This is a genomic window from Bradyrhizobium sp. JHI2711 (assembly GCF_056156565.1).
Genome location: NZ_JBPZPT010000002.1, coordinates 179,106 through 204,423, shown reverse-complemented (window position 1 = coordinate 204,423; position 25,318 = coordinate 179,106). Strand labels below are relative to the sequence as shown.

At 65.4% G+C, this 25,318-nt stretch carries 24 protein-coding genes and 1 tRNA gene; 9 read left to right on the top strand and 16 right to left on the bottom strand.

Features of this window, described 5'->3' with window-relative positions:
- Positions 1-20 precede the first annotated feature (20 nt).
- On the bottom strand, positions 21-467 hold the full coding sequence (nikR, locus tag ACTEK7_RS13480) for a nickel-responsive transcriptional regulator NikR (RefSeq protein ID WP_109141916.1): 447 nt from the start codon (positions 465-467) through the stop codon (positions 21-23).
- 124 nt (positions 468-591) lie between these two features.
- Positions 592-3,042 carry a heavy metal translocating P-type ATPase gene (locus tag ACTEK7_RS13475; RefSeq protein ID WP_225148380.1) on the bottom strand — a complete coding sequence of 817 codons (2,451 nt, stop codon included), beginning with the start codon at positions 3,040-3,042 and terminating at the stop codon, positions 592-594.
- 63 nt (positions 3,043-3,105) lie between these two features.
- Here ACTEK7_RS13475 and ACTEK7_RS13470 point away from each other — a divergent pair, with 63 nt between their 5' ends.
- Positions 3,106-3,381 carry a metal-sensitive transcriptional regulator gene (locus tag ACTEK7_RS13470; RefSeq protein WP_225148379.1) on the top strand — a complete coding sequence of 92 codons (276 nt, stop codon included), beginning with the start codon at positions 3,106-3,108 and terminating at the stop codon, positions 3,379-3,381.
- Between the two features lie 153 nt (positions 3,382-3,534).
- On the opposite strand, the gene ACTEK7_RS13465 is transcribed toward ACTEK7_RS13470, so the two are convergent.
- Positions 3,535-4,500 (bottom strand): YiiX/YebB-like N1pC/P60 family cysteine hydrolase, encoded by a 966-nt coding sequence (locus tag ACTEK7_RS13465; RefSeq protein WP_225148378.1) that lies wholly within the window; start codon positions 4,498-4,500, stop codon positions 3,535-3,537.
- A 189-nt stretch (positions 4,501-4,689) separates the two neighbouring features.
- Between ACTEK7_RS13465 and ACTEK7_RS13460 the strand changes: the two genes are divergently transcribed.
- A complete protein-coding gene (locus tag ACTEK7_RS13460) occupies positions 4,690-6,078 on the top strand; it encodes a flavin monoamine oxidase family protein (protein ID WP_225148377.1) in 1,389 nt (462 codons plus the stop codon).
- A 182-nt stretch (positions 6,079-6,260) separates the two neighbouring features.
- Here the strand turns inward: ACTEK7_RS13460 and ACTEK7_RS13455 are convergent, their stop codons facing one another.
- The 5 genes from ACTEK7_RS13455 to rpmI all read right to left on the bottom strand — a co-directional run bounded on the left by ACTEK7_RS13455 (position 6,261) and on the right by rpmI (position 11,369).
- Positions 6,261-7,031, bottom strand: coding sequence for a sulfite exporter TauE/SafE family protein (locus ACTEK7_RS13455; RefSeq protein ID WP_225148376.1), 771 nt, complete (start codon positions 7,029-7,031; stop codon positions 6,261-6,263).
- A complete protein-coding gene (gene pheT, locus ACTEK7_RS13450) occupies positions 7,028-9,436 on the bottom strand; it encodes a phenylalanine--tRNA ligase subunit beta (RefSeq protein WP_225148375.1) in 2,409 nt (802 codons plus the stop codon). Before pheT ends, ACTEK7_RS13455 begins: the two co-directional genes overlap by 4 nt.
- Positions 9,433-10,515 (bottom strand): phenylalanine--tRNA ligase subunit alpha, encoded by a 1,083-nt coding sequence (gene pheS / locus ACTEK7_RS13445; protein WP_128265094.1) that lies wholly within the window; start codon positions 10,513-10,515, stop codon positions 9,433-9,435. Before pheS ends, pheT begins: the two co-directional genes overlap by 4 nt.
- 214 nt (positions 10,516-10,729) lie before the next feature.
- Positions 10,730-11,089, bottom strand: coding sequence for a 50S ribosomal protein L20 (gene rplT / locus ACTEK7_RS13440; RefSeq protein WP_027550107.1), 360 nt, complete (start codon positions 11,087-11,089; stop codon positions 10,730-10,732).
- Between the two features lie 79 nt (positions 11,090-11,168).
- On the bottom strand, positions 11,169-11,369 hold the full coding sequence (gene rpmI, locus ACTEK7_RS13435) for a 50S ribosomal protein L35 (RefSeq protein ID WP_008539890.1): 201 nt from the start codon (positions 11,367-11,369) through the stop codon (positions 11,169-11,171).
- A gap of 275 nt (positions 11,370-11,644) precedes the next feature.
- Between rpmI and ACTEK7_RS13430 the strand changes: the two genes are divergently transcribed.
- Entirely contained in the window at positions 11,645-12,040 is a 396-nt protein-coding gene (locus ACTEK7_RS13430; RefSeq protein WP_225148374.1) for a hypothetical protein, read from the top strand.
- Positions 12,041-12,107: 67 nt separating this feature from the next.
- Here ACTEK7_RS13430 and infC read toward each other — a convergent pair whose 3' ends face one another.
- Positions 12,108-12,647 carry a translation initiation factor IF-3 gene (infC, locus tag ACTEK7_RS13425; protein WP_074447655.1) on the bottom strand — a complete coding sequence of 180 codons (540 nt, stop codon included), beginning with the start codon at positions 12,645-12,647 and terminating at the stop codon, positions 12,108-12,110.
- 251 nt (positions 12,648-12,898) lie between these two features.
- Here infC and ACTEK7_RS13420 point away from each other — a divergent pair, with 251 nt between their 5' ends.
- On the top strand, positions 12,899-13,687 hold the full coding sequence (locus ACTEK7_RS13420) for an alpha/beta hydrolase (protein WP_225148373.1): 789 nt from the start codon (positions 12,899-12,901) through the stop codon (positions 13,685-13,687).
- A 194-nt stretch (positions 13,688-13,881) separates the two neighbouring features.
- The gene (locus tag ACTEK7_RS13415; protein WP_036024382.1) at positions 13,882-14,349 is read left to right on the top strand and encodes a nuclear transport factor 2 family protein; all 468 of its coding nucleotides are present in this window, start codon (positions 13,882-13,884) and stop codon (positions 14,347-14,349) included.
- 132 nt (positions 14,350-14,481) lie between these two features.
- On the opposite strand, the gene ACTEK7_RS13410 is transcribed toward ACTEK7_RS13415, so the two are convergent.
- The 3 genes from ACTEK7_RS13410 to ACTEK7_RS13400 form a co-directional block, all read right to left on the bottom strand.
- Positions 14,482-15,279 (bottom strand): acyl-CoA thioesterase domain-containing protein, encoded by a 798-nt coding sequence (locus ACTEK7_RS13410; protein WP_225148372.1) that lies wholly within the window; start codon positions 15,277-15,279, stop codon positions 14,482-14,484.
- A gap of 181 nt (positions 15,280-15,460) precedes the next feature.
- Positions 15,461-16,636 carry a tRNA epoxyqueuosine(34) reductase QueG gene (queG, locus tag ACTEK7_RS13405; protein WP_225148371.1) on the bottom strand — a complete coding sequence of 392 codons (1,176 nt, stop codon included), beginning with the start codon at positions 16,634-16,636 and terminating at the stop codon, positions 15,461-15,463.
- Positions 16,585-17,277, bottom strand: coding sequence for a glutathione S-transferase family protein (locus ACTEK7_RS13400; protein WP_036024387.1), 693 nt, complete (start codon positions 17,275-17,277; stop codon positions 16,585-16,587). The genes queG and ACTEK7_RS13400 overlap by 52 nt, the downstream gene beginning before the upstream one ends.
- Positions 17,278-17,446: 169 nt before the next feature.
- On the opposite strand from ACTEK7_RS13400, the gene ACTEK7_RS13395 reads away from it, so the two are divergent.
- From ACTEK7_RS13395 to ACTEK7_RS13385, 3 genes are all read left to right on the top strand, one after another.
- A complete protein-coding gene (locus ACTEK7_RS13395) occupies positions 17,447-18,253 on the top strand; it encodes an undecaprenyl-diphosphate phosphatase (protein ID WP_036003355.1) in 807 nt (268 codons plus the stop codon).
- Between the two features lie 173 nt (positions 18,254-18,426).
- A complete protein-coding gene (locus ACTEK7_RS13390; protein ID WP_225148370.1) occupies positions 18,427-19,752 on the top strand; it encodes an FAD-binding oxidoreductase in 1,326 nt (441 codons plus the stop codon).
- Positions 19,753-19,755: 3 nt separating this feature from the next.
- Entirely contained in the window at positions 19,756-20,496 is a 741-nt protein-coding gene (locus ACTEK7_RS13385) for an SDR family oxidoreductase (RefSeq protein WP_225148369.1), read from the top strand.
- A 188-nt stretch (positions 20,497-20,684) separates the two neighbouring features.
- Here the strand turns inward: ACTEK7_RS13385 and ACTEK7_RS13380 are convergent, their stop codons facing one another.
- Positions 20,685-21,650 (bottom strand): complex I NDUFA9 subunit family protein, encoded by a 966-nt coding sequence (locus ACTEK7_RS13380; RefSeq protein WP_225148368.1) that lies wholly within the window; start codon positions 21,648-21,650, stop codon positions 20,685-20,687.
- A 151-nt stretch (positions 21,651-21,801) separates the two neighbouring features.
- Between ACTEK7_RS13380 and ACTEK7_RS13375 the strand changes: the two genes are divergently transcribed.
- A tRNA-Leu gene (locus tag ACTEK7_RS13375) sits at positions 21,802-21,888 on the top strand.
- A gap of 158 nt (positions 21,889-22,046) precedes the next feature.
- Here the strand turns inward: ACTEK7_RS13375 and ACTEK7_RS13370 are convergent.
- From ACTEK7_RS13370 to ACTEK7_RS13360, 3 genes are all read right to left on the bottom strand, one after another.
- A complete protein-coding gene (locus ACTEK7_RS13370) occupies positions 22,047-22,502 on the bottom strand; it encodes a lysozyme inhibitor LprI family protein (protein ID WP_225148367.1) in 456 nt (151 codons plus the stop codon).
- A gap of 351 nt (positions 22,503-22,853) precedes the next feature.
- On the bottom strand, positions 22,854-23,807 hold the full coding sequence (locus tag ACTEK7_RS13365; protein ID WP_050995914.1) for a Bug family tripartite tricarboxylate transporter substrate binding protein: 954 nt from the start codon (positions 23,805-23,807) through the stop codon (positions 22,854-22,856).
- A 189-nt stretch (positions 23,808-23,996) separates the two neighbouring features.
- Complete coding sequence (locus ACTEK7_RS13360; protein WP_225148366.1) at positions 23,997-25,262, bottom strand: MFS transporter; 1,266 nt, start codon at positions 25,260-25,262, stop codon at positions 23,997-23,999.
- Between the last annotated feature and the right edge of the window lie 56 nt (positions 25,263-25,318).

Below are 25,318 nucleotides of genomic sequence, written 5' to 3'. Positions count from 1 at the left end.
CCTGGAGGGTAAGATTCAGCCTAGTCGTGTCTATGCCCGTGCTTGCGCGCCTTCGCCGACTTGCCGTCCCCCGTCGGGATCATCACCACGCGGCCGTAGCGCACGCCGCGTTCGGCGATGATGTGATCGGCGAAATGCCTGACCTCGGAGGCCGCGCCGCGCAGCGCCGTCATCTCCATGCAATTGTTGTCGTCGAGGTGGACATGCAGCGTCGCCAGCGCGAGGTCGTGGTGGCCGTGGAATTCCTGCACCAGCCGTTTCGACAGATCGCGCGCTGCGTGGTCATAGACGTAGATGAGGCCGGCAACGCATTGGCCGGTTTGCGCGGTGTCCTCGGCGCTCTGCTGCAGGCCGGCGCGCGCGAGGTCGCGGATGATCTCGGAGCGGTTCTGGTAACCGCGCGCTTCGGCCGCGGCGTCGATCTCCGCCAGGAGATCGTCCTCGATCGTGATGGTAATCCGCTGCATCAGATGCTCCCGCTTATGTCCTCTGAACCGTAGCCCGGATGGAGCGAAGCGCAATCCGGGACGGTGCAATATGCGGCAGGACCCCCGGATTTCGCTTACGCTCCATCCGGGCTACACAGCGTCCTTACAGCCGCGTCGCACGCAGCCGCAGCGCGTTGCCGACCACGCTCACCGAGGACAGCGCCATCGCCGCCGCGGCGATGATCGGGGAGAGCAACAGACCGAACGCCGGATAGAGAACGCCGGCGGCGATCGGAATCCCGGCGGCGTTGTAGATGAAGGCGAAGAACAGGTTCTGCCGGATGTTGCTCATCGTTGCCTGCGACAGTTTTCGCGCGCGGACGATGCCGACGAGGTCGCCCTTGAGCAGCGTCACGCCGGCGCTCTCCATCGCCACGTCGGTGCCGGTGCCCATGGCGATGCCGACCTCGGCCGCCGCCAGCGCCGGGGCGTCGTTGACGCCGTCGCCGGCCATGGCGACGCTGCGGCCGGCCTTCTGCAGCTTGGTCACCACCGCGCTCTTCTGGTCGGGCAGCACTTCGGCCTCGACCTCGGCAATGCCGAGCCGGCGCGCCACGGCCTCGGCCGTGGTGCGGTTGTCTCCGGTCAGCATGATCACCTTGATGCCTTCCGCCGCGAGCGCCTTCAGCGCCTCCGGCGTCGAGGCCTTGACCGGATCTGCGATCGCAAACAGGCCGGCAAGCCGGCCGTCGACGGCCATGTTGATCACGGTGGCGCCGTCACCGCGCAGCCGCTCGGCTTCGGCGGCGAGCGAATGGGTGTCGACGCCGATCGACGACAGATATCTGGCATTGCCGAGCACGATGGTCTTGCCGTCGACCTTGCCCGTCGCGCCCTTGCCCGTCGGCGAGTCGAACTGCTCGACCTGGCCGAGGGTGAGCTGCTTTTCCTTGGCCGCGCGCACGATGGCGTCGGCCAGCGGATGCTCGCTGGCGCGCTCGACGGTGGCCGCCAGCCGGAGGATGTCTTCTTCCGCGAAGCCGGACGCCGGCGCGATCGTCACCACCTTGGGCTTGCCTTCGGTCAGCGTGCCGGTCTTGTCGACCACCAGCGTGTCGATCTTCTCCATCCGCTCCAGCGCTTCGGCGTTCTTGATCAGCACGCCGCCTTGCGCGCCGCGGCCGACGCCGACCATGATCGACATCGGGGTGGCCAGGCCCAGCGCACAGGGGCAGGCGATGATCAGCACGCTGACCGCGGCGACGAGGCCGAAGGCGAGCTGCGGCTCCGGTCCGAACCAGGCCCAGGCGGCAAAGGCCGCGACGGCGATGACGATCACCAGCGGCACGAACCAGCCGGAGACCTGATCGGCCAGGCGCTGGATCGGCGCGCGCGAGCGCTGCGCATCCGCGACCATCTGCACGATCTGCGACAGCAGCGTCTCGCGCCCGACCTTGTCGGCGCGCATGATGAAGCTGCCGGACTGGTTCAGCGTGCCGGCGATGACTTTTGCGCCAGCCTCCTTGGTGACCGGCATGGATTCGCCCGTCACCAGCGATTCATCGATCGACGAGCGGCCTTCGAGGATGATGCCGTCGACCGGCACCTTCTCGCCGGGACGGACGCGCAGGCGATCGCCGGCGTGCAGCGTGTCGATCTCGACCTCGTGCTCGCTGCCGCCGGCGTCGACGCGGCGCGCGGTCTTCGGCGCGAGCTGCAGCAGCGCTTTAATCGCGCCCGAGGTCGCATCGCGGGCGCGCAGCTCCAGCACCTGGCCGAGCAGCACCAGGACGGTGATGACGGCGGCCGCCTCGAAATAGACTGCGACCGCGCCCTCATGGCCGCGGAAGGTGGCGGGGAAGATCTGCGGCGTGACCGTGCCGAGCACGCTGTAGACATAGGCAACGCCCGTACCCATCGCGATCAGCGTGAACATGTTGAGATTGCGCGTCAGCAGCGATTGCCAGCCGCGAACGAAGAACGGCCAGCCGGCCCACAGCACCACGGGCGTTGCAAAGACGAGCTGGATCCAATTCGACACGGTCGGATCGATCCAGCTGTGGGGGCCTGCGAGATGGCCGCCCATCTCCAGCGCGATCGGCGGCAGGGACAGCACGCCGCCAATCCAGAACCGCCGCGTCATGTCGGCGAGCTCGGGATTGGGGCCGGTCTCAAGGCTTGCGACCTCAGGCTCCAGCGCCATGCCGCAGATCGGGCACGTGCCCGGACCGACTTGGCGGATCTGCGGGTGCATGGGACAGGTGTAGATCGTGCCCGCGGGCATCTCCGGTTCGGGCGCCTTGTCCTTGGCAAGATACTTGGCGGGATCGGCGGCGAACTTGGTGCGGCAGCCGGCCGAGCAGAAATGGAATGTCTCGCCGCGATGTGTGATGCGATGCTTCGAGGTCGCGAGATCGACCATCATGCCGCAGACGGGATCTTTGACCTTGGTTGCGGCGTCGCCGTGGTGATGGTCGTGGCCGGCATGATCGCCGTGGCCGCCGCAGCACGAGGAAGCCTCGGGTTTCGCCGCCGGCGCTGCAGCTTTCGTGGAACAGCCGCATCCGGAATGCGTTGCCGCGCTGTGACGATGCCCGTGCTCGTTGTTGTTCATTGCCATGTTCCGGCCTTTGCGCTTGCTCTTGAAACCTATACCCGGTAGGGGTATATAGACCCCATGCGCAAAGACATCAAGGCATCCGTCGGAAAACGCCTCGGCCGGATCGAGGGCCAGGTTCGTGGCCTCTCGAGAATGGTAGAGGAAGACCGCTACTGCATCGACATCGTGACGCAAATCGCGGCGGTGCGCGCCGCGTTGCGCCGGGTCGAGGAAGAGGTTTTGAAGGATCACGTCGCCCATTGCGTCGAGCACGCCATCACGAGCGGCGACAAGGCCGACCAGCGCGCCAAGATCGCGGAGCTGATGGCGGTGATCGGACGGGCGGATCGGTAGCGCGCGCTCTCTCCACCGTCGTTGCTTCGCTGCGCTCGTGGCGAAGTCTCGTAGGGTGGGCAAAGCGGAGCGTGCCCACCATCGGTCAGTGATCGCGCCCGAACGTGGGCACGGCGCTTCGCGCCTTTGCCCACCCTACGAGACCGTGCGAACCTAAGCCGTCTTCTCCCGCGCCCGCGCGCGATACATCGCGAGCTCGCTCAGCTGCACGAAATGCTCGGAGAAAGCCACACTGGCTCGCGCAGGCGGCGCGCTCACTTCTTGAGCCGGAATTTCACCCGACGTCGCTTCGTCAGCCGCTTCAGGAGCGAGCGGCGGCGCCACGAGCGCTTCTGGAAACACACTGAATGAGCCCGCCACCTCCTCGAGCGGCTTCTGCTTGTCGGCCCAGTGCAAGGCGGTGTAGTCGAACCCGTGCACGATGGTGGGTTTGACGACTTCGAAATAGGGCGAGATATCGAAGTCGCGGGGCATGTAGAGCGAGGAATCGCGGATGTGCAGGATCTCGCGCCGTGCGGCGCGGCTGCCGGCCTTGGTGATCTTCGGCAGGATCGGGTAGCGCACGGCGTCGAAGGCCTGCGCGATCAGTGCCGAGCAGATGATCTTGGTCGGGTCGCCCGAGCCGATCGCGATCATGCGCCGGCGCCAGCGCTGCGGTATCGGCAGCGGGAACAGATAGCGCATGAGGTCGACGATGTTCTTGGTGTCGTAGCCGAAGCCGATGCGGTTGATCGCATAGCGGCACACCGTGGTGCGATCCTCATAGGACAGCCCGACCGGGCGGCAGACGCGGGTGTGATAGGGGAAATATTTCGACAGCGGCGCCGAGGTGACGCCCTCGCCGATATTGGCCTCGATCAGAACATGCGGCTCGCCATTGGGCTCCTCTGCCCCATCGATCGGACCGACATAGAGCGCGGCGTGCGACCAGGTCGACTGCGTCAGGTATTTGATGATGCCGGAGATGCGGTTGTTGCCCTCGACCAGCAGCACGTCGCCGGGCTCGATGATGCCGCGCAGATGCTCGGGGTCGCTCGGCGTGAACGGCTCATAGCCCGGCACCTCCTTTGAGAGGTACGCGGCAATCACCTTGCCGACAGAATCCAGGACCGTCCCCATCTCAACCCCCCACGGCCTTTTCCGGCCGTCTTTTTCCCTTCTCTATCATGGTCGAAACGTGTTGCAATTCGGTTCATCACTCTGTGAGATCAAGCATGGTTGATTCACCATCCTGGTTGCTGCGCAACATCGGATACGGCAAGGTTCGCGGGCTGTTCACGTTCGCCGCAAGTCCCCGGAAACCATGACATGACAATCACGCGCCGCGGCTTTCTTTCGGCGTCGGCGGCCCTTGCGGCGATGCCGGTGCTGCGCGCATCGGCCGCGCCCCTGCCGCGCGAGGCTGACATCGTCGTGATTGGCGCGGGGGCGGCGGGAATTGCCGCGGCGCGGCGCATCATCGCGACGGGCCGCAAGGTCATCGTGGTGGAGGCGGCCGCGCAGGTCGGCGGCCGCTGCATCACCGACAGCACCACCTTCGACACGCCGTTCGACCGGGGCGCGCGCTGGATGTACAATCCCGACACCAACCCGATGATCCGGCTGGCGCGCAGTGCCGGGCTGGACGTGCTGCCGGCGCCCTCGGGCCAGAAGATGCGCATTGGCCGCCGCAACGCGCGCGCGGGCGAGACCGAGCAATTCCTGGCCGCCCTGGTGCGCGCCAACCGCGCCATCGACGAGGCCGGACGGGGCAAGCTCGACACCTCCTGCGCATCGGTGCTGCCGAAGGATCTCGGCGACTGGGCCGGCGCGGCCGAGTTCATGCTGGGTGCGAGCTTCGCCGGCAAGGACCTCAAGGAGCTGTCCGCCATCGACAAGGGACGCGCGCAGGACCGCAACGCGGCGATCGCCTGCCGCCAGGGTTTGGGCACACTGATCGCTAGGCTCGCCGAGCAGGCGCCGGTGGCGCTGTCGACGCCGGCGAGCCGCATCGCCTGGAGCAATCGCGACGTCAGCATCGAGACGCAAGCCGGCAAGATCGCGGCGCGCGCCGCCATCGTCACGGTCTCGACCAATGTGCTGACATCGGGCGCGATCAAGTTCGCGCCCGACATTCCCAAGCGGACGCTGGATGCGGCATCGAAGCTCAGCCTCGGCAGCTACGATCGCATCGTGCTGCAGCTGCCGAGCAATCCGCTCGGCCTGTCGCGCGACGACATCCTCGTCGAGCAGAGCAACTCGACCCGCACGGCGCTGATGTTAGCCAATATCGGCGGCTCCTCGCTGTGCTCGATCGATGTCGGCGGCTCGTTCGGCCGCGATCTCGCCGAGCAGGGCGAGAAGGCGATGGTGGCTTTCGCCAGGGAATGGATCACGAAGCTGTTCGGCAGCGAGGCCGCTTCCGTGGTGCAGAAGACCAGCGCCACGCGCTGGAACGCCTCGCCTTACGTCATGGGCGCGATGTCGGCAGCCTCGCCGGGCGGCCAGCTGTCGCGAAGGACCCTGGCCGAGCCGATCGGCAATGTGTTCCTCGCCGGCGAAGCCACGCACGAGACGCTCTGGGGCACCGTCGACGGCGCCTGGGAAAGCGGCGAACGCGCCGCGGACGCCGCCTTGCGCAAGATCGGCGCGCTGAAGGACGAGCCGGCCGACGTGCCGACCCAGTCGACGAAGAAGCGGCGCGTGCCGAAGCAGTAAGGCAATCAAGCCGCAACAAATTCCAATGTCGTGCCGGACAAGCGCGCCCCAAGGCGCGCGCCGATCCGGGACCCATAATCACAGGGCCTGGTTTGGCGAAGACTCGTGGTGACCAGCTTGCACCATAACTTCTGCCTGGGGTTATGGGTCCCCGCCTTCGCGGGGACGACCCGCGGAGAGAGCTATCGCAACACTCCATCCAGCACCGGCAATCCAAAGATCACCGCCATCGCAATCAGCGCGTAGCAGATGCCGCGAAACACCCTCTCGCTGGCGCGGCCGAACAATGAGCTGCCGAACGCAACGCCAACCGCATAGACCGGGCCGACGATCAGCGACAGCACCAGCGATTCGCGGCTGATCAGGCCGGTCGCCGCGTAGCTGATCATCGAGAAGAAATCCGAGGCGCCGAAGAACAGCACGATATTGGCGCGCGCGACCATCGGCGCGATCGGGCGGCCGAGCCAGTAGCCGACGATCGGCGGGCCGCCGGTTTGCGCGAGCCCGCTGCAGAAGCCGGAGAGGCCGCCGATGCCCACCGACAGCCAGGCATGGTCCTTGCCGCGATAGCGCCAGCCCGACAGCAATAGCAGCAACAGCGCTGCGACGAAGCAGGAGATGATCCAGCGCGTGGTGACGGGTTCGAGCACGCTGAGGAAATAGGTGCCGATGGGGACGCCGATCAGCGCGCCCAGCACGATCACGGCCGTGGCCTTGCGATCGGCCTTCCGCCATGCATCCGGCAGCAGCGGCGCGGCTGCGACGAAATCGATGACGAGAAGCAGGGCAGCAACGAGCCGCGGTGCCGCGATGCTGCTCGCCAGCGGCATGAAGATCAGCGCCGAACCGAAGCCGGAGAAGCCGCGCGCTGTGCCCGAAACGAAAGCGACGGCGCAGAGCGCCGCCGCGGTCGTGAGGCTGACGTCCTTCGGAAGGAAGTCAGCAGGACTCATCCGCGCAACGTGCCGCCGGTCTTCTTGGTGACCTCGGCCACGATCTTCGTGGCGACGGCCTCGATCTCCTGATCGGTCAGGGTTTTCTCGCGCGGCTGCAGCGTGATCGCGATCGCGATCGACTTCTTGCCGTCATCGATGCCCTTGCCTTCGTAGATATCGAAGACATTGACGCCGGTGATCAGCTTCTTGTCGACGCCTTGCGCCGCGCGAACGATGTCGCCGGCCTTGACGGCGCGGTCGACGATGAAAGCGAAGTCACGCGACACCGGCTGGAAGGCCGAGAGCTCGATCAAGGGCTTGGCGCGCGTCGGCTTCTTCTTCGCCTCGGGGATGCGGTCGAGGATCACCTCGAACACGACAAGCGGCCCGTCGGCGCCGAGCGCTTCGAGCGCTCTGGGGTGCACTTCGCCGAAATATCCGAGCACGTTCTGCGGCCCGATCTGGATCGTGCCGGAGCGGCCCGGATGCAGCCAGCCGGGACCACCCGCCACGATCTGCAGCGCCTGCATCGGCGCGCCGGCGGCCGCCAGCACCGCCAGCGCATCGGCCTTGGCGTCGAACACGTCGGCCTGCGCCGAGCCGGTCCAGTGCCGGCCGAGCCCTTCGGACGACGCAAGGCCGCGGCGCACGCCACTCGCCGCCATGAACTGGTCCTGCGGGCGATCGCCCTTGAACACCTGGCCGACCTCGAACAGCGCGACATCGCCGAAGCCGCGATCGGCATTGGCCTGCGCCGCCGCGATCAGGCCGGCCAGCAGGGTCGGGCGCATGTCGGAGAGATCCGAGGCGATCGGGTTGGCAACCTCGAGCTCGCGCTGTCCGCCGCCGAACAATTCGGCCGCAGGCTTGGCGATGAACGACCAGGTCACGGCTTCGACCATGCCGCGGCTCGCGAGCGCGCGCCGCGCGCGGCGGGTGCGCAGCTGCAGCGGCGTCAGCACCGGCTTGCGCGGCTCGTCGCCGCGCTCGAACGGCGTCATCGGCACCTTGTCGACGCCGAAGATGCGGACGATCTCCTCGACGATGTCGGCCTTGCCGTGCACGTCGGAGCGCCAGGACGGCACCGCGACCTTCACCACCGGGCCGGGACCCGCCATCATGAAGCCGAGATGGGTCAGGATGCGCTTCATCTCAACCTGCGGCACCTCGATGCCCGACAGGCGCTTGACTTCGGTGATCGGGAATTCGATCAGGCGGTCGTCGCCAAAAGTCTTGCCGACCAGGACGGTTTCAGAGGGCGCGCCGCCGCACATCTCCATCACCAGCTTGGTCGCGAGCTCGATGCCGGGCACCATGAAGGCCGGATCGACGCCGCGTTCGAAGCGGTAGCGCGCGTCCGAATTGATGCCGAGCTTGCGGCCGGTCTGGGCGATGTTGATCTCGTTCCACAGCGCCGATTCGATCAGCACGTCTGTGGTGTTCTCGTCGCAGCCCGATGCTTCGCCGCCCATGATGCCGGCGAGCGATTCGACGCCGTGCTCGTCCGCGATCACGCAAATGGCGGGATCGAGATTGTAGGTGCGGCCGTCGAGCGCCAGCAGGCTCTCGCCCTCGCGCGCGCGGCGCACGACGAGATTGCCCTTCACCTTCTTGGCGTCGAACACGTGCAGCGGGCGTGCGCGGTCGTAGGTCATGAAATTGGTGATGTCGACCAGCGCGTTGATCGGACGCAGCCCGATCGCGGTCAGCCGCTTCTGCAGCCATTCCGGCGACGGCCCGTTCTTGACGCCGCGCACGAGACGGAGCGCAAAGCCCGGGCACAGCGTGGCATCCTCGACCGTCACTTTCACGGGACAGGGGAATTCGCCCTTAACCGGCTTGATGGTGGGATCCTTGAACTTGCCCATGTCGGCGGCGGCGAGATCGCGCGCGATGCCGTGCACGCCGGTGCAGTCCTGCCGGTTCGGCGTCAGATTGATCTCGATGACGGGATCCCCGAGGCCGGCCCATTCGGCATAGGCCGCACCAATGGGCGCGTCCGCCGGCAATTCCATGATGCCGTCATGATCATTGGAGATCTGCAGCTCGGCCGCCGAGCACAGCATGCCGCGGCTCTCGACGCCGCGGATGGTGCCGACACCGAGCGTGATATCCTTGCCGGGAATGTAGGTGCCGGGCGGCGAGAACACGCTGACGAGCCCGGCGCGCGCATTCGGCGCGCCGCACACCACCTGCACCGGCGCACCACCGTCGCCGGTGTCGACCATGCAGACGCGCAGGCGATCCGCATTCGGATGCTGCTCGGCCGAGATCACCTTCGCAATGGTGAACGGCTTCAGCGCCTTCGCCTTGTCCTCGATGTTCTCGACCTCGAGCCCGATCATGGTGAGCTTGTCGGCGAGTTTTTCGAGCGGCTCGTCGGTCTCGAGATGATCCTTCAGCCAGGAGAGGGTGAATTTCACGTGCTGAGCCCTCCGGCAAGCGTTGGCACTTCGAGCGGCTTGAAGCCATAGTGGCTCAGCCAGCGGACGTCGCTGTCGAACAGCTGGCGCAAATCGGCGATGCCGTATTTCAGCATGGCGATGCGGTCGATGCCCATGCCCCAGGCGAAGCCCTGGTACTCGTCGGGATCGATGCCACAGGCGCGCAGCACGTTGGGATGCACCATGCCGCAGCCGAGAATCTCGAGCCAATCCTCGCCCTCGCCGAAGCGGATCTCGCCCTTGTCGCGGCGGCACTGGATGTCGACTTCGAGCGAAGGCTCGGTGAACGGGAAGAACGACGGACGGAAGCGCATGTTGATGTGGTCGACCTCGAAGAACGCCTTGCAGAACTCGTGCAGGATCCATTTGAGATGGCCGAGATGCGAGCTCTTGTCGATGACGAGGCCCTCGACCTGGTGGAATTGCGGCGTGTGGGTCGCGTCCGAATCGATGCGATAGGTGCGGCCCGGGCAGATCACGCGGATCGGCGGCTTCTGGCTCAGCATGGTGCGCACCTGCACCGGCGAGGTGTGGGTCCGCAGCAGCATGCGCGAGCCGTCCTGCTTCGGATGGAAGAAGAACGTGTCGTGCATCTCGCGCGCCGGATGGCCTTCCGGGAAATTCAGCTTGGTGAAGTTGTAATCGTCGGTCTCGATGTCGGGGCCTTCGGCCACCGAGAATCCCATGTCGGCGAAGATGGTAGTGAGCTCGTCCCAGACCTGGCTCAGCGGATGGATGCGGCCGGCCTCAGCCGGCGCATCGCGCAGCGGCAGGGTCACGTCGACGGTCTCGGACGCCAGCCGCGCATCGAGCGCCGCCGACTTCAGCACATCGCGCCGTACCGCGAGCGCCTGGCTGACTTCGTCCTTGGCCTGGTTGATCGCCGCGCCTTGCGTCTTGCGCTCGTCCGGCGACATCTTGCCGAGCGTGGCGAGCAGCGCCGAGATCGAGCCCTTCTTGCCGAGGGCTGCAACACGCACGGCCTCGAGCGCGGCCTCGTCGGCAGCGGCGGCGATGTCGGCGATGATCTGGGCTTGGAGCTGGGCAAGATCGGTCATGGCAATCCCTTTTGGCCAGGATGCTGAGCCGATGATCCTAGCCCGTCACGCCCGGCCAAAAGCGCGAAGCGCATCTTCGCGTTAGATTCGCCGGGCATCCACGTCGGAGAAGTGTATGCGCGAGAGATGACGGCCGGGGCGATGAACGCGCGACACGCGCCTCTGCCCGGGCCATCACAAGCTGAACGCTGCGCAAGTCGCGCAGTGGGGCGGCTTACGCCGCCAGCGCGGCTTTGGCCTTCTCGGCGATCGCTTGGAACGCGGCGGGCTCGCGGATCGCGAGATCCGACAGCACCTTGCGGTCCACGGTGATGCCCGACTTGGCAAGGCCGTCGATAAATCGGCTGTAGGTCAGGCCGAACGGACGGACCGCGGCGTTGAGGCGCTGGATCCAGAGCGCGCGGAAGGTGCGCTTGCGACGCTTGCGGTCGCGGAAGGCGTATTGCTGGGCCTTTTCCACGGCCGGCTTGGCGGCGCGGATGGTGTTCTTGCGGCGGCCATAGAAGCCCTTGGCGGCCTTGTAGACTTTCTTGTGCTTGGCGTGGGCGGTCACACCGCGTTTGACGCGAGACATGACGAGATCCTTCAGAGATGACTTGGTTATCGGATCGCCGCGGGATGCGCGGCAGAGGTGGCAATGATCGTGGACCCGATCAGGCGTTCGGCAAGAAGTACTTCTTGACGTTGTCGCCGTCGGTCTTGAACAGCACGCGGGTGCCGCGGAGCTGACGGATCTGCTTTTTCGTCCGCTTGATCATGCCGTGACGCTTGCCGCGCTGGGCGTGCATCACTTTGCCGGTGGCAGTCACCTTGAAGCGCTTTTTAGCGCCCGATTTGGTCTTCAGCTTGGGCATTTGGCTCTCCTAATGGCCACAGAGATCCGCCCGCGAAGGCGGCTGGACCGTCAAAAATGCTCGTTAGAGCGTTGATTGTGCTCAAGTTTTGCGAACAGGCGCGAAACCCGCACGAGACACCGCCACGGCAGCCCGTAAATCAGCCGGGCGGTGAAGGCTGGGCTTATGACAGAGGAGAGGCCAATTGGCAACGATGAACCGCCGCAACCTGCCCGCCGACTATTGAACGCTGCCACCCCTCATGTCCAAGCCTTCTCGCCTGAAGCAGGTCCAAAATGGCTCATTTCCCGCAACTTCTGATTTCATTCGTCCGCCCGCGCCCTCTGGCACTGTTCGCCGTGCTCGCCGCGGCTGCGCTGCCACAGGCGGCTGACGCCCGCGCCGGCGGCTACGACGGCATCTGGAACGTCACCTTCGCCACCACCCGCGGCAATTGCAGCTCGGGCTACAGTGTTCCCTTCACCGTGACCGGCACCCGCGTCTCCTCCGCCGGCGGCGGCCGGGTCTCGGGCCGGGTCAACCGTTCCGGCGCTGTCGCCGTGCAGGTCTCGGTCGGCGCCTCCCACGCCAGTGGCGGCGGCCGGCTCGCCGGCGTGAACGGCGCCGGGTCGTGGAAGGGAATTATCTCCGGCGACCAGTGCAGCGGAACCTGGCAGGCGACGAGGACCTGACACACAAAACGGCCCGCCGGGGATCCGGACGGGCCGTTGAATTCTCGAGGTCCTAAAGCGTTGCGCGTCAGCGCGGCGCCAGCACCATTACGACCTGGCGACCTTCGAACCGCGCGTCCTGCTCGACCTTGGCGAGCTCGGCGACGTCGGTCTTGATCTTGTCGAGCAGCTTGGTGCCGATCTCCTGGTGCGCCATTTCGCGGCCGCGATAGCGCAGCGTGATCTTGACCTTGTCGCCCTCTTCGAAGAAGCGCTGCATCGCGCGCATCTTCACGTCGTAATCGTGGTCGTCGATCATCGGACGGAGCTTGATCTCCTTGATCTCGACGGTCTTCTGCCGTTTGCGGGCTTCCGCGGCTTTCTTCTGAGCGGAATACTTGTACTTCCCGTAATCCATGATCTTGCAGACGGGAGGGCTGGTATTCGGCGAAATCTCGACCAGATCCATCCCGACTTCCTGCGCCATGCGGATGGCGACGACGGTCTCGACCGTGCCTTTGTTGTCACCGGTCTGGTCGATCAGCTGGATTTGCGCATTGCGGATATCATCATTGATGCGCGGCCCGTCTTTGCTGGCAGCGGGCGGAGCTTTATTAGGACGGCGAATGGGTGGTTCTCCAAAGTTGTGAAAGAAGCGGCTATTTTGAAGGAAGATGCGTTTGCCGGCAAGCAAGTCGCTGGTGCGAGGCGCGAAAAATCCTCAAATGCGAGGCATTTTGGTCACGGCCCTCGGCACGCTGACCGACATAGACACCTTGCCTCTGTTCCGCAAGCGTCCCAAAGGACCAATAGCGATGCCGGTCGTGCTTTCGGAACAGGTCCGGACAGCTCAAACCGCACAGCCAGAGTAAACGTTCCATGACCGACGCAATTCCCGATGCCGCGCTTGAATTCATCGATGTGGGCGAGGGGCCGTCCGCACGCAGGATCGCGGTGCGCCGCCGTCCCGGAAAAGGCCCCGGCCTGGTCTGGCTGGGCGGATTCAAGTCGGACATGCAGGGCGGCAAGGCCGTGGCGCTGGATGCCTGGGCCCACGAGCGCGGCCGCGCAATCGTTCGCTTCGACTATTCCGGCCACGGCGAATCCAGCGGCGATTTCGCCATGGGGACCATCGGCAGCTGGCTCGAGGACAGTGTTGCGGTGTTCGAACGCTTCTGCGACGGCCCGCAAATCCTGATCGGCTCGTCGATGGGCGGCTGGATGGCGCTGCTGCTCGCGCGCGAGATCAAGAAGCGTGCCGGCAAAGCGTCGCTCGCAGGGCTCGTCCTGATCGCGCCGGCGCCCGATTTCACCGAAGAGCTGATGTGGAAGAATTTTTCGCCCGCAGTGAAGAAGGAAATCGAGACCAAGGGCTTCTGGCTGCGCCCATCGGAATATGACGACGGCTCGCCCTATCCGATCACGCGGAACCTGATCGAGGAGGGACGCAATCACCTCGTGCTCGGCAGCGCCATCGATCTCGGCTGCCCCGTCCGCATCCTTCAAGGCGCGAAGGACCCTGATGTGCCCTGGCAGCACGCGTTTGCGCTGACTCATCGCCTGCCGGCCGACGACGTCGTGCTGACCATGATCCAGGACGGCGATCACCGCCTCTCCCGCCCGCAGGACATCGCGCGCATTCTTGCGGCGGTGGCTGAGATCGGGTGATGTGTCATCTTCCTTCTCCCCTTGCGGGAGAAGGTGGCTTCGCGAAGCGAAGTCGGATGAGGGGTTCTCTCCACGGGCCCGAATGAGAGTTGGACTCGCGGAAGCAACCCCTCACCCGAACGAAATGCGCGTCAACGAGCGGAGCTGGCCTCTCCCGCAAGGGGAGAGGGCATAACAACTGGGAGGCAACGCCAATGACCACCACCGCCATGCTGCGCGCCTTCTGCGATGCCGTCGAGCAGCGCAACGGCGAAGCCTTCGCCCAGCTGTTCACCGAGGACGGCGTCTATCACGATGTCTTCTACGGCGCCTTCGCCGGCCGCGCGAAGATCGCCGCGATGATCGACGACTGGTTCTACCGCACGGCGACCGATTTCCGCTGGGACATGCATGATCCCGTCACCGACGGCACCACGCTCTATGCGCGCTACACCTTCAGCTATAGATCGACCCTGCCGGAAGCAAACGGCGCGCGGGCGATGTTCGAGGGCGTTGCGATCATGACGCTGAAGGGCGGCAGGATCGCGAGCTATCACGAGGTCGCCAACACCGCGCCGGCGTTCGTCGATTTGAACTTCGCCCCGGAGCGGATCGCGAAGATCGTCGCCAAGCAGGGTGCCGAACTGAAGGCGCGGCCGGAGATGCAGCGGCATTTGGACTAGGTCGTCATTCCGGGGCGCGCGAATCACGAGCTATGGTGCGCAATTGCGCACCTGAGAATCCATAACCACCATCGGGAGTATGGATTCCGGGCTCACGCTTCGCGTGCCCCGGAATGACAGGTGGAAAAGTCCCTACCGCTTCGACGGATTCACCATCGGCTTGCGCTGCGCCAGCGCGGCCACCGTCGCGGTGCCGATCGGACCCTGTTCGTCATAGAGCCAGCATTCGCCGATCGCGACGCCGTCGGTGGCTTGGTGGTTCACCACCTCGAAGCCGATCCACTCTGTCACGGGCAGGCGGTGCAGATAGATCGTGACATCGCTGTTGATGTAGCCGAGCCCCTGGTCGCCGGCATTGGCAAACGGGCTCGCAAAATCGGCGCCGGTGGCGACGCGGACGAACGGCGTCATCGGGGTGCCCGCGACGAGCTCACGCACCTCGCTCATCCACAATCTGCGCGGGCCGAGCGAGCCCATATGGCCGACGATCGGGCGTGTCGCCCATTTGCCGTTCATGCCGAGCCTGGGATCGGTCGGCTTGGGGATCTCGGCCGGCTTCGGTGCGTCCCAGTTCGGCGGCGACCAGACATTGCCATCGGGATTTTGCGTCTTGCGCAGCAGCTGGCACGAGGCGCGCGCCATGCTGACCCCGCCGGAAAAGAACTCCGCTTCCACCACGCGGATGCGCATGCCGTCGCGCACCAGCCGCGTCGTCACTTCGATCGGCTTGTCGATAGTCGGCAGCCGGAACATGTCGACCGTGAGCCGCGCCGGCACGAATTCGGGCCCGGAATGGCGCTCCTCGATGACGAAGCCGAGCAGGCCGACGATGACGCGTCCGTGCAGCGATTTCGGATCCCATGGACCGTTGGCGACTTCCGTCGGATGGAATGTACCACCGTCGCGGGTGAAGAAAGGCATGCTTGTCATGACGCGCGAGATTGCGGGAATGGGCGGGGAAATCAAGGGTGGTGAGAGCATGTGCCAGCCACAACACGAGTGTCATCGCCCGGCTTGACCGGGCGATCCAGTACTCCGCGGCAGTTGTGATTGAATCGATAGGCCGCGGCGTACTGGATTCCCCGCCTTCGCGGGGAATGACTACGGTGAGCTAGGAAGCGGCGCGCCACTCCTTGCGCACACTCTCGTCGTGCTCGTTACTGATCGCAGCACCCTTCATCGCCGCAAACTCTTCCCGCGTCAGCAACTGCCCCAGCGCCCACACCGCCGCGCCGCGCACCAGCGGACTTGCGTCATCCAGCAATCGCCGCGCCGCCTCAGCCAGCGCCACCTCGCCTGAGTTGCCGATCGCAATCAGCACATTGCGCAAGAACCGGTCGCGGCCGATGCGCTTCACCGGCGACTTCGTGAACAGCGCACGGAATGCCGCGTCGTCCAGCCGTGCCAGCTCAGCGAGCGAAGGCGCGCGCAATTCGTCTCGCGCGGCGAGTTTTGCCTCACGCCCCTCTTGCGCAAACTTGTTCCAGGGGCAGGCGGCAAGGCAATCATCGCAGCCATAGATGCGGTTGCCGATGCTCTTGCGAAACTCGTGCGGGATCGGGCCCTTGTTCTCGATGGTCAGATACGAGATGCAGCGCCGCGCATCTAGCTTGTAGGGCGCTGGAAACGCCGCGGTCGGGCAGATGTCGAGGCAGGCTCGGCACGAGCCGCAATGATCGATCTCGGGTTCGTCGCGCGGCAGCTCCAGCGTGGTGTAGATCGCGCCGAGAAACAGCCACGAGCCGAACTCGCGCGAGACGAGATTGGTGTGCTTGCCCTGCCAGCCCAGATGCGCGGCCTGCGCCAGCGGCTTCTCCATCACTGCCGCGGTGTCGACGAACACCTTCACCTCGCTCGGCGCGGTCGCGACCAGCCAGCGCGCCAGCGCCTTCAGCCGCTTCTTGATGAGGTCGTGATAGTCGTCGCCTTGCGCATAGACCGAGATCGCCGCGCGCGCGCGCTGCTTCAGGATCGCGAGCGGATCGGAGTCGGGACCGTAATTGACGCCGAGCATGATCACGCTGCGCACATCGGCCCACAGCCCGCGCGGGTCGACGCGGCGCTCCGGCTGGTTCGCGAGCCAATCCATGTCGCCATGGCCGCCCGAGGCGATGAATTCGAGGAAGTGTTGTCCGGCTGCATCGATCGAGCCCGGCGCGGTGACGCCGATGCAGTCGAAGCCGAGCGCGTGCGCTTCGCGCGCCAGCGCCGCCTTCAGTTCAGTCGGGTCGCAGCTCAGAAATCCAGGTCCACATAGGTCCGCGACGCCGGCACGCCGGCCAGCCATTCGCTGAGGAGCGGACGGAACGACGGGCGGGATTTCACCCGCGCGTACCACGCCTTTGCTGCGTCGTCCTCGCTCCATGGCACGTCGCCCAGATAGTCGATCGCCGAAAGGTGCGCCGCGGCGGCGAGATCCGCGTAGGTGAGCCGGTCGCCGGCGAGGAAGTTGCGGGTCTGCGCCAGCCAGCCGATATAGGCCAGATGATAGCGCACATTGGCCTTCGCTGCGCGCATCACGTCGGCCGAAGGCGGCCCGCCGCCGTTCTCCTCGCTCATGAAGCGCTTGTAGATGCGCTCGGTGACGAGTGGATGCGAGACTTCCTCGAAGAACTTTTCGTTGAACCAGGCCATCAGCCGGCGCACCTCGACACGCTCGGCAAGCGTCTCCGGCATCAGGCGCTTGGGGCCCATCCCGGCCCCATAGGCCTCATCGACATATTCGGCGATGATGGCCGCGCCCGGAATCGGCGGCTGCTCGTCGTCCACCAGCACGGGCGTGGTGCCGGCCGCATTGAGCAGCAGAAACGCCTCGCGCCGCTCCCAGCTGCGCTCCTCGATCAGCTTCAGGTCGAGCCCGTATTCACCCGCGATCAGGCGAATGAAGCGCGAATGCGGACAGAACGGATGATGAAACAGCGTAAACATGAAGCCTTTGACTATGTGATGGTGCTTAAGAATCCATCAATGTTTGTGCGGCGCCACACTAGTCCTTCAAAACCTCGAAGCAAGGGCGTGATTTGGCATTTTGCGATTGCGGCATGGGGTCGAATAGGCGAGAAGAGCCCCGCTTTTCCAGCCGAAATGGACCGTAAATATGTCAGACGCTATACGGGCAGTGATCCTCGGCATCATCGAGGGCGTGACCGAGTTCCTTCCCGTATCCTCGACCGGCCACCTCCTGATCGCCGAGCGCTTCTTTCATCTCGGCGAAGGCGCGTTCTGGGATTCGTTTACGGTTCTGATCCAGCTGGGCGCGATTCTCGCGATCGTGGGGCTGTACTTCCGCAAGCTGTGGGACGTCGTCATCGGCCTGTTCACGGGCGATGCCTATGCTCGCCGCTTCGTGATCGGCGTGCTGGTCGCATTCCTGCCCGCTGTCATCGTCGGCCTCGTCGCCGGTAAGTACATCAAGCTCCTGCTGTTCAATCCGTGGGTCATCTGCTTCACACTGATCGTCGGCGGCGCCGTCCTGCTCTGGGTCGACAAGCTCGAGCTCAAGCCGCGCGAGTATGATGCCACCAGATTTCCGCTCTTGATGTATCTCTATATCGGCATCGCGCAGTGCGTGGCCATGATCCCGGGCGTGTCGCGCTCCGGCGCCAGCATCGTCGCCGCGATGTTGCTCGGAGCCGACAAGCGCGCGGCGGCGGAATTCTCGTTCTTTCTGGCGATCCCCACCATGATCGGCGCGTTCGCCTACGACTTCTACAAGAGCCGCGCCGAGATGACGATGGACCACATCAACATCGTCGCGATCGGCTTCGTGGTGTCGTTCATCACCGCGATCATCGTGGTGAAGACGTTTTTGACCTATGTCACCCGGCACGGTTTCCTGCTGTTCGCCTGGTGGCGCGTCATCGTCGGCACCCTCGGCCTGATCGCGCTGGCGCTGGGACGGTAGGCCCTTGGTCCGTAGCCCGGATGGAGCGCAGCGCATCCCGGTCCGTCGTCACTTGGGGCACGATCCCGGAATACGCTGCGCTCCATCCGGGCTACGCTTTCAACGCAATATAAGCTTTTGATCGGTATTCAGTTTCGCAATGCCGGGCGGCGCGCCGGCGCAGGAGCTGAGCCATGACCCTCGTCAGCGGCTGGGGGCGCTTCCCGGTCGTCGATACCGAGATGCTGCGTCCGCGCGCGTTCGCGTCGGTTGCCGACGCCATCGTGTCCGGCACCGTGGCGCGCGGCAATGGCCGTGCCTATGGCGATGCCGCGATCGGGGCCGTCAGGACGTTGACGATGACGGGCTTCGACCGCATCAGGTGGTTCGATCCGGCGACCGGCCGAATCCGCCTCGAGGCCGGCGTGCTGCTCTCGGACCTGATCGAGACCTTCGGCCCGCGCGGCTTCCTGCCCTTCGTACTGCCCGGCACGCGTTTCGTGTCGATCGGCGGCGCCATCGCCGCCGACGTGCACGGCAAGAACCACCATTGCGAAGGCGGCTTCGGCCGCTATGTCGACAGCATCCTGCTGCGCACGGGCGAGGGCGAATTGATCGAAGCCTCGCGCGAGCAGAACTCCGACGCATTCTTTGCGACAATCGGCGGCATGGGCCTGACCGGGGTCATCCTCGAAGCGACCTTGCGGCTGCGCAAGGTCGAAACGGGGTGGATCCGCGAGCGCGTGATCTCGGCATCCGATCTCGATGCCGCGATGCGCGCGCTCGATGCAGGCGATGCCGCAACTTATTCGGTGGCCTGGATCGATTGTGCTGCGCGCGGCAAGGATCTCGGCCGCTCGCTGATCTATCTCGGGGAGCACGCCGGCAAGGACGAGCTTCCTGCCGGCGCCGCGGCGTTTCCCGCCGGCAAGCATCCCGGTCTTGGCGTGCCCATCGATTTGCCCTCGATGACGCTGAACCGCTTTGGCATCCGCGTTTTCAACGAGCTGTATTATCGCATGGGCGCGCGCCGCGCCGGCGGCAGCCATGTGGTCTCGCTCTATCCCTATTTCTTTCCGCTCGACAGCATTGCCGACTGGAATCGCATCTACGGCAAGCGCGGCTTTCTGCAGCATCAATGCGTGATACCCGAGAACGGCGCGCGCGACGTGCTCGGCGAGATTCTGGGTCGCGTCGCGCGGCGCGGCGATGCCTCCTGCCTCGCGGTGCTGAAGAAGCTCGGCCAGGGCGAGGGCATCCTGTCGTTTCCGCTGCCCGGCTACACGCTGGCGCTGGATTTCCCTGTGCGTGGCGACATCCTGAATTTTCTCGACGAGATCGACCGTCTCGTTGTCGCGGCCGGTGGCCGGCTCTATCTTGCCAAGGATGCACGCCAGTCGCGCGAGACGCTCGAAGCCGGCTATCCCGCCCTGCCGCGCTTCAACGCGATCCGCAAAGCGCTCGACCCCGCCGGCAACATCCGCTCCAAGCTTTCACAACGTCTGTTCGATGAGGTCTAGGCCGTGACGTCGCGCAAGTCTGTACTGGTGCTGGGCGGCTCATCCGACATCGGCCGCGCCACGGCGCGCGCCTTTGCCAAAGCGGGATACGATGTGGGGCTCGCCGGCCGCGACGTCGGCGCGCTGGAGCCTGACGCCGCCGATCTTCGCGCGCGCTACAATGTCGAGGTCGGTGTTCACACATTCGACGTGCTCGACACCGCCTCGTTCGAGGGCTTCGTCGGCGGCCTGCCCGCGCTGCCCGATGTCGTCATCTCGATCGTCGGCCTGCTTGGTGTGCAAGAGAGCGCGCAGAGCGATCTCGCCCAGGCCACCGCGATCATGCGCTCCAACTACGAAGGTCCGGCGCTGATCCTCGGCCTGTTCGCGGAGAAGTTCTTGGGCCGCGGCAGCGGCACGCTGGTCGGCGTGTCCTCGGTCGCCGGCGATCGCGGCCGCGCCTCCAACTATGTCTATGGCTCGGCCAAGGCCGGCTTCTCCGCCTTCCTGTCCGGCCTGCGCGCCCGCGCCAGCCGTGGCGGCGTCCACGTCGTCACGGTCAAGCCCGGCTTCGTCCGCACCAGGATGACCGAAGGCATGAAGCTGATCGGCCCGCTCACCGTCGAAGCCCCCGTCGTCGGCGTTGCGATCCTTCGCGCCGTCGAGAGCAAGACCGACATCGTCTATGTCAGCGGCAGATGGCGTCTCGTGATGCTGATCATCAAGACGCTGCCGGAAGCGGTGTTCAAGAAGCTGAGGTTTTGAAAGTCGTGTAACAGGCCAGTCTTCGCTCCAGCGACAGTGCACCCCCTCGTCCCGTTCTTACGGGGAGAGGGTTGGGGTGAGGGGCCTCTCTCCGCACGAGCGGTCTTCGAGAGACCTGTACCCCCTCACCCGGATTGCTGCGCAATCCGACCTCTCCCCGCAAAGCGGGGCGAGGTAAAGAAGATCCCTCACACGCTCATGCGCTGGAACTGGCCCTGCGGGCGGAAGCGCCAGAGATATTGCGGGGCGATCGCTTCCAGCGAGTCGGCCTGGATGCCGAGGCCTTCCAGCGTCAGCCCGGCCGCCTTCGCCGCGTCCGACACGATATTGTCGCGCTCGAGCAGCGTGACCTGGTCCGGCGTCAGCTTGAACACGCCCGGCGCGAATTGCAGGAAGTTGGCCTGGAAGCGGGCGAGGCCGAACGTCAGCGGCACCAGCATGCGCCTGCGGTCGGTGATTTCGAGGATCGCCTCGATGATCTCGCGCATGGTCAGCACTTCCGGCCCGCCGAGCTCGTAAGTGGCGCCCGCCTTGGCCTTGCCGTCGGCCGCATCCGCGATCGCGCTGGCGACGTCGCCGACATAGACTGGCTGCATCTTCGTCTCGCCGCCGATCAGGGGCAGCACCGGCGACATCCGGGCCAGTGCGGCAAAGCGGTTGGTGAACTGGTCCTCGGGTCCGAACATCACGGAGGGGCGGAAGATCGTGGCGGAGGGAATTGCGGCCAGGACCGCGGCCTCGCCGGCCGCCTTGGCCCTGGCATAACCCGAAGGCGACTGCGCATCGGCCCCGATCGCCGAGACATGCACCAGCGCGCTACCTGCGGCGGCCGCCGCCTTGGCGACGGTCTCGGCGCCCTTGGCCTGGACGGCGTCAAACGTCTGCCCGCCGCTCTCGGTGAGCACGCCGACCAGGTTGATCACGACATGCGAATCACGCAGCGCCGCCTCCACCGAGGCCGGATAGCGCAGATTCGCCTGCACGGTGTGGACCTGCCCGACCCGGCCGAGCGGCTGGAGGTATCCGGCGAGTTCCGGCCGCCGCACCGCAACCCGGACCCGGTAATCCCGCTTGCACAGGGCGCGGACGACGCTGCGGCCCAAGAACCCCGATCCGCCGAAAACCGTGACCAGCGTGTCCAGATTCGATGCCATGGGAGCCGTTCCTGCGGAAAAGAGTGCGTCTTGTCAGGCTTGTATCGGGCCGGTTTGCGATGCGCAATCGGCATCCCGACCCCGGCCTCACGCATGAATTGACAACGGCGTCACCGAACCGTAGTAACCGCCTCCGTGCCCCAAACGGCATGCCCAGGTGGTGGAATTGGTAGACGCGCTGGCTTCAGGTGCCAGTGGCTTAACGGCCGTGAAGGTTCGAGTCCTTTCCTGGGCACCATCCCCTGCTCAAGCGATTGAAATCGCTCCTCCGCAGGACATCGAGCTGCTGACCGGTCCGCGACACCGAAGCACGGCGCTCATGGCGCACCGAATGGCCGTCGTCGCCACGTCGGAAGGTGCCGGCAAGGCCGGTGACCCGAGCCCCCCTAGGAGGCCTCAGTGCTCGTTGACCGCAGCGCCGAGCTTGATCAGGCTCAGCGAGCGGTTCGCGGTCTCGCGCAGGCGGCAGTAGCTCGCGCCGCCCCGGTACATGCCGGGGTCGACGTTGTCGAAGACCGCGCAGAGGCGATCACGCGACGCGGCGAAAATTTTCTGCGAATCATTGACCGCCTTGATCGCGTCGGCGAACCCGCCGGCCTGAACCTTCTTCAGCGCCTCACTGGTTTTCTGCGTCCAGACGGCGAGTTCGCGCGCCGCGCAGGCCTTCCATCTGGCGACATCGTCATTCGCACCCTCTGCCGCCTTGATGCAGGGGTCGGCGACAAGCCCGACGCAGGCGCCGCCGAAACCGCCGGTTTTCTCCGCCTTCTTCAGGCAGGCATCGATCACGGCAAGGTCGGCTGGCGCGGTGCTTTGGGTGGTGTCTTGGGTGGTGCCTTGGGCGAAAGCCATCGATGCCAGCGGGAGGCTTGCGGCGAGGATCGCGGCGGCAAGTTTGAATTTCACTGGAGATCTCCGTTCGGCGCATCGATGCAAACCTTGGTCACCGAAGGCCCGGGGTGGGTTCACCCGAAGGGGGAGCAGGAGCCGCTCCCTCACACCACCTTCTTCCCCGTCCGCTCCGCCGCCGCCCTCTGCACGTCATATCTGGAAACCATCTGGGCGGCTCCGCAACGACGACCGTGCATTTGACACGCCGGCAGACGCCCGGAAGTGTCGCCGTGATCGCTCGATGTCGGCTGGGCGCCGAATACGGAGAGCCACGAGGAGCAAAGCGCGCTGGGCTGCTAGGCCGCGACGCGGCTAGTCCGACGGCTTGACGCCGAGATCGCCCAGGATGCGGAGCATCACGTCGCTGTCGCGCTTGAAGATCCGATTCGTCGTTTCGAAATCGGCCGGCGATGACAGGATGAAGTTGTTCAGCATCTGCTGAACTTTCGGATCGGTTCCGGCTTGGATCAGCAGCGGCGAGAGGCGATCGACGATATCCCGCGGCGTGCCGGACGGCACCGCAAACGTGGTGAAGGGACGCAGATTGTAGAAGTCGCCGACGGCGCCTTGCTCGGTCATGGTCGGCGTGTCCGGATGGGGCGGCAGACGGGTGCCGACCACGCCGATCAGGTTGCCGGTGCCGGCCTGGATGACGGGCGCGGCTGCGGCATAGCTCCCGGCGGCGCCATCAAGCGTCTGTCCGGCGACGTCATTCCACATCGGCGCCTCGCCGCGATACTGGATGACCTGAACCTTTATGCCGTATTGCTTGGCGATCGTCTCGATCAGGACGTGCGGCGTCGAGCCCACGCCGTAGGATCCCCAGTTCACGCTGCCGACTTTCTTGCAGTATTCGATGAACTCGCGCAGGTTGGTCGCACCGGTCTTCTTCGCCGCCACGACCGGACCGCCAGCGCCGATGACCATCGTCAGATAGGTAAAATCATTTTCGGGATCGTAGGGCAGGTCTCTTACCGTGACGCGGTTCTGGATCAGCGACGACGAGATCGTGCACAGGATGGTGGTGCCGTCCGGATCGGCGCGTTTCGCTTCTGCCACGCCGATGACGCCGCCGGCGCCGCCCTTGTTCTCGACGATGACCGGCTTGCCCACCTGCCGCGCCAGGAAGTCGCCGAACGCGCGCGCGATGCCATCGGTCTGGCCGCCCGGTGGATAGGGCACGATGATCCTGATCGATTTGGACGGCCACGCGGATTGCGCCTCGGTCCTTACAGCCGGCGCGCACAACGCGACGGCCGAACCCATCACGAATGTTCGTCGTGTCAGCTTTCTCATTTCCCGCCCTTGGTCTTGTTGTTTCTTGTCGAGTCGCGAGGACCGATCGAATGAAACTAGCGAAGAACGTGGCTGCGTGACGTGCGGCACTGTGTCCGTAACAAAGCAGGTGACTTCCACCGCGCGGAAAACGAATTCGGACGGCGGCTCCTCTCCCCCTCACACCACCCGCTTCCCCGTCCGCTCCGCCACCGCCTTCTGCACGAAGTACATCATCACCAGCGTGATGATCGTCGTGGTCACGACGACGTAGCCGATCCGGTCAAAATGGAGCAGCGCGCCGTCCGCGCCTTGCGCGATGATCGCGCTGGCGAGCACCGAGCCGAGCCCACCGGAGAGTTGCTGGAGCGAGGCGCTGACCGCGCTGAACGAGCCGCGCTGGCCGGGCTCCGGGATCGCCGACATCAGCGCCTGCGAGGGGATCATGCGCGAGAAGATGCCGACGAACATCAGCACGTTGACGATGATTGCGGTCGCCAGCGAGACGTGGCCGAGATGGGTGTAGATCAGCACCATGAGGACGGTCATGGCGCAGCCGAACACGAAGGTCGGATATTTGCCGAACGCGTCGCTGGCGCGGCCGACCAGCGGTCCCGTGACGATGCTGAACAGGCCGGAGACGAGATAGATCGTCGGCAGATGCGTGATGTCGATGCCGAGATTGTGCACAGTGTAGGCGCTGGAGAACGGCATCAGCATGTAGCCGCCGGTCGCCAGCAGCGTCGTGACGGCGAAGGCGAGCGTGTAGCGCGGCTCACTGACCGTCGCGACCAGATGGCGGAACGGGTTTCTGTCCTGCTTCAGCTTCAGATGCGCGTCGACCGGCTTCATTGCAAAGGCGATGATGGCGATCGTCACGATCGACAGCACGACGATGGCGATGAAGCAGACATGCCAGCTCCAATAATTGGCGAGAAACAGGCCGGCGGGAATGCCGAGCACCTGGCTGGCGGCGAACGCCGTCTGGATGATTCCCATCACGCGGCCGCGCATCTGCAACGAGAACAGGTCGGTGATGATGGCGAGCACGACCGCGCCGATCACGCCGCCGAACAATCCGGTCACGATCCGGCCGATCAGCAGCACATGGTAATTTGGCGCCACCGCGCACAGCAGCGTGCCGAGCGTGAAGCCGACATAGAAGAACAGCAGGAGGCGCTTGCGATCGAAACGATCGGCAAAGCCGGCGGCGAGGATGCCCGATAGTCCCGCACTGAACGCGTAGGCCGATACGGCAACGCCGAACTGCCCCGCCGTGATGCCGAGCGCGGGCATCAGGATGGCGCCGAGCGGCGACATGATGATGAAGTCGAGGATGATCGTGAACTGCGTCAGCGCCAGCAGCGCGATGAGGAGCACCTGGTAGCGCGAAAATCCGCGCGGGCGCTGGTCGTCGATCGGCGCAGCGAGCGTTGGTTCGGTCATGGCACCTGATTCAGGGTGGGCCCCCCCGGCGAGGGAAACTGGCAGATAGGGTGGGT

What these genes read in the sequence shown, in the direction of transcription:
- nikR (WP_109141916.1), bottom strand. Translation starts at nt 467, where the DNA reads ATGCAGCGGATTACCATCACGATCGAGGACGATCTCCTGGCGGAGATC.
- ACTEK7_RS13475 (WP_225148380.1), bottom strand. Translation starts at nt 3,042, where the DNA reads ATGAACAACAACGAGCACGGGCATCGTCACAGCGCGGCAACGCATTCC.
- ACTEK7_RS13470 (WP_225148379.1), top strand. Translation starts at nt 3,106, where the DNA reads ATGCGCAAAGACATCAAGGCATCCGTCGGAAAACGCCTCGGCCGGATC.
- ACTEK7_RS13465 (WP_225148378.1), bottom strand. Translation starts at nt 4,500, where the DNA reads ATGGGGACGGTCCTGGATTCTGTCGGCAAGGTGATTGCCGCGTACCTC.
- ACTEK7_RS13460 (WP_225148377.1), top strand. Translation starts at nt 4,690, where the DNA reads ATGACAATCACGCGCCGCGGCTTTCTTTCGGCGTCGGCGGCCCTTGCG.
- ACTEK7_RS13455 (WP_225148376.1), bottom strand. Translation starts at nt 7,031, where the DNA reads ATGAGTCCTGCTGACTTCCTTCCGAAGGACGTCAGCCTCACGACCGCG.
- pheS (WP_128265094.1), bottom strand. Translation starts at nt 10,515, where the DNA reads ATGACCGATCTTGCCCAGCTCCAAGCCCAGATCATCGCCGACATCGCC.
- rplT (WP_027550107.1), bottom strand. Translation starts at nt 11,089, where the DNA reads ATGTCTCGCGTCAAACGCGGTGTGACCGCCCACGCCAAGCACAAGAAA.
- rpmI (WP_008539890.1), bottom strand. Translation starts at nt 11,369, where the DNA reads ATGCCCAAGCTGAAGACCAAATCGGGCGCTAAAAAGCGCTTCAAGGTG.
- ACTEK7_RS13430 (WP_225148374.1), top strand. Translation starts at nt 11,645, where the DNA reads ATGGCTCATTTCCCGCAACTTCTGATTTCATTCGTCCGCCCGCGCCCT.
- ACTEK7_RS13420 (WP_225148373.1), top strand. Translation starts at nt 12,899, where the DNA reads ATGACCGACGCAATTCCCGATGCCGCGCTTGAATTCATCGATGTGGGC.
- ACTEK7_RS13415 (WP_036024382.1), top strand. Translation starts at nt 13,882, where the DNA reads ATGACCACCACCGCCATGCTGCGCGCCTTCTGCGATGCCGTCGAGCAG.
- ACTEK7_RS13410 (WP_225148372.1), bottom strand. Translation starts at nt 15,279, where the DNA reads ATGACAAGCATGCCTTTCTTCACCCGCGACGGTGGTACATTCCATCCG.
- queG (WP_225148371.1), bottom strand. Translation starts at nt 16,636, where the DNA reads ATGGCTGGCCGGCGTGCCGGCGTCGCGGACCTATGTGGACCTGGATTT.
- ACTEK7_RS13400 (WP_036024387.1), bottom strand. Translation starts at nt 17,277, where the DNA reads ATGTTTACGCTGTTTCATCATCCGTTCTGTCCGCATTCGCGCTTCATT.
- ACTEK7_RS13395 (WP_036003355.1), top strand. Translation starts at nt 17,447, where the DNA reads ATGTCAGACGCTATACGGGCAGTGATCCTCGGCATCATCGAGGGCGTG.
- ACTEK7_RS13390 (WP_225148370.1), top strand. Translation starts at nt 18,427, where the DNA reads ATGACCCTCGTCAGCGGCTGGGGGCGCTTCCCGGTCGTCGATACCGAG.
- ACTEK7_RS13380 (WP_225148368.1), bottom strand. Translation starts at nt 21,650, where the DNA reads ATGGCATCGAATCTGGACACGCTGGTCACGGTTTTCGGCGGATCGGGG.
- ACTEK7_RS13370 (WP_225148367.1), bottom strand. Translation starts at nt 22,502, where the DNA reads ATGGCTTTCGCCCAAGGCACCACCCAAGACACCACCCAAAGCACCGCG.
- ACTEK7_RS13365 (WP_050995914.1), bottom strand. Translation starts at nt 23,807, where the DNA reads ATGGGTTCGGCCGTCGCGTTGTGCGCGCCGGCTGTAAGGACCGAGGCG.
- ACTEK7_RS13360 (WP_225148366.1), bottom strand. Translation starts at nt 25,262, where the DNA reads ATGACCGAACCAACGCTCGCTGCGCCGATCGACGACCAGCGCCCGCGC.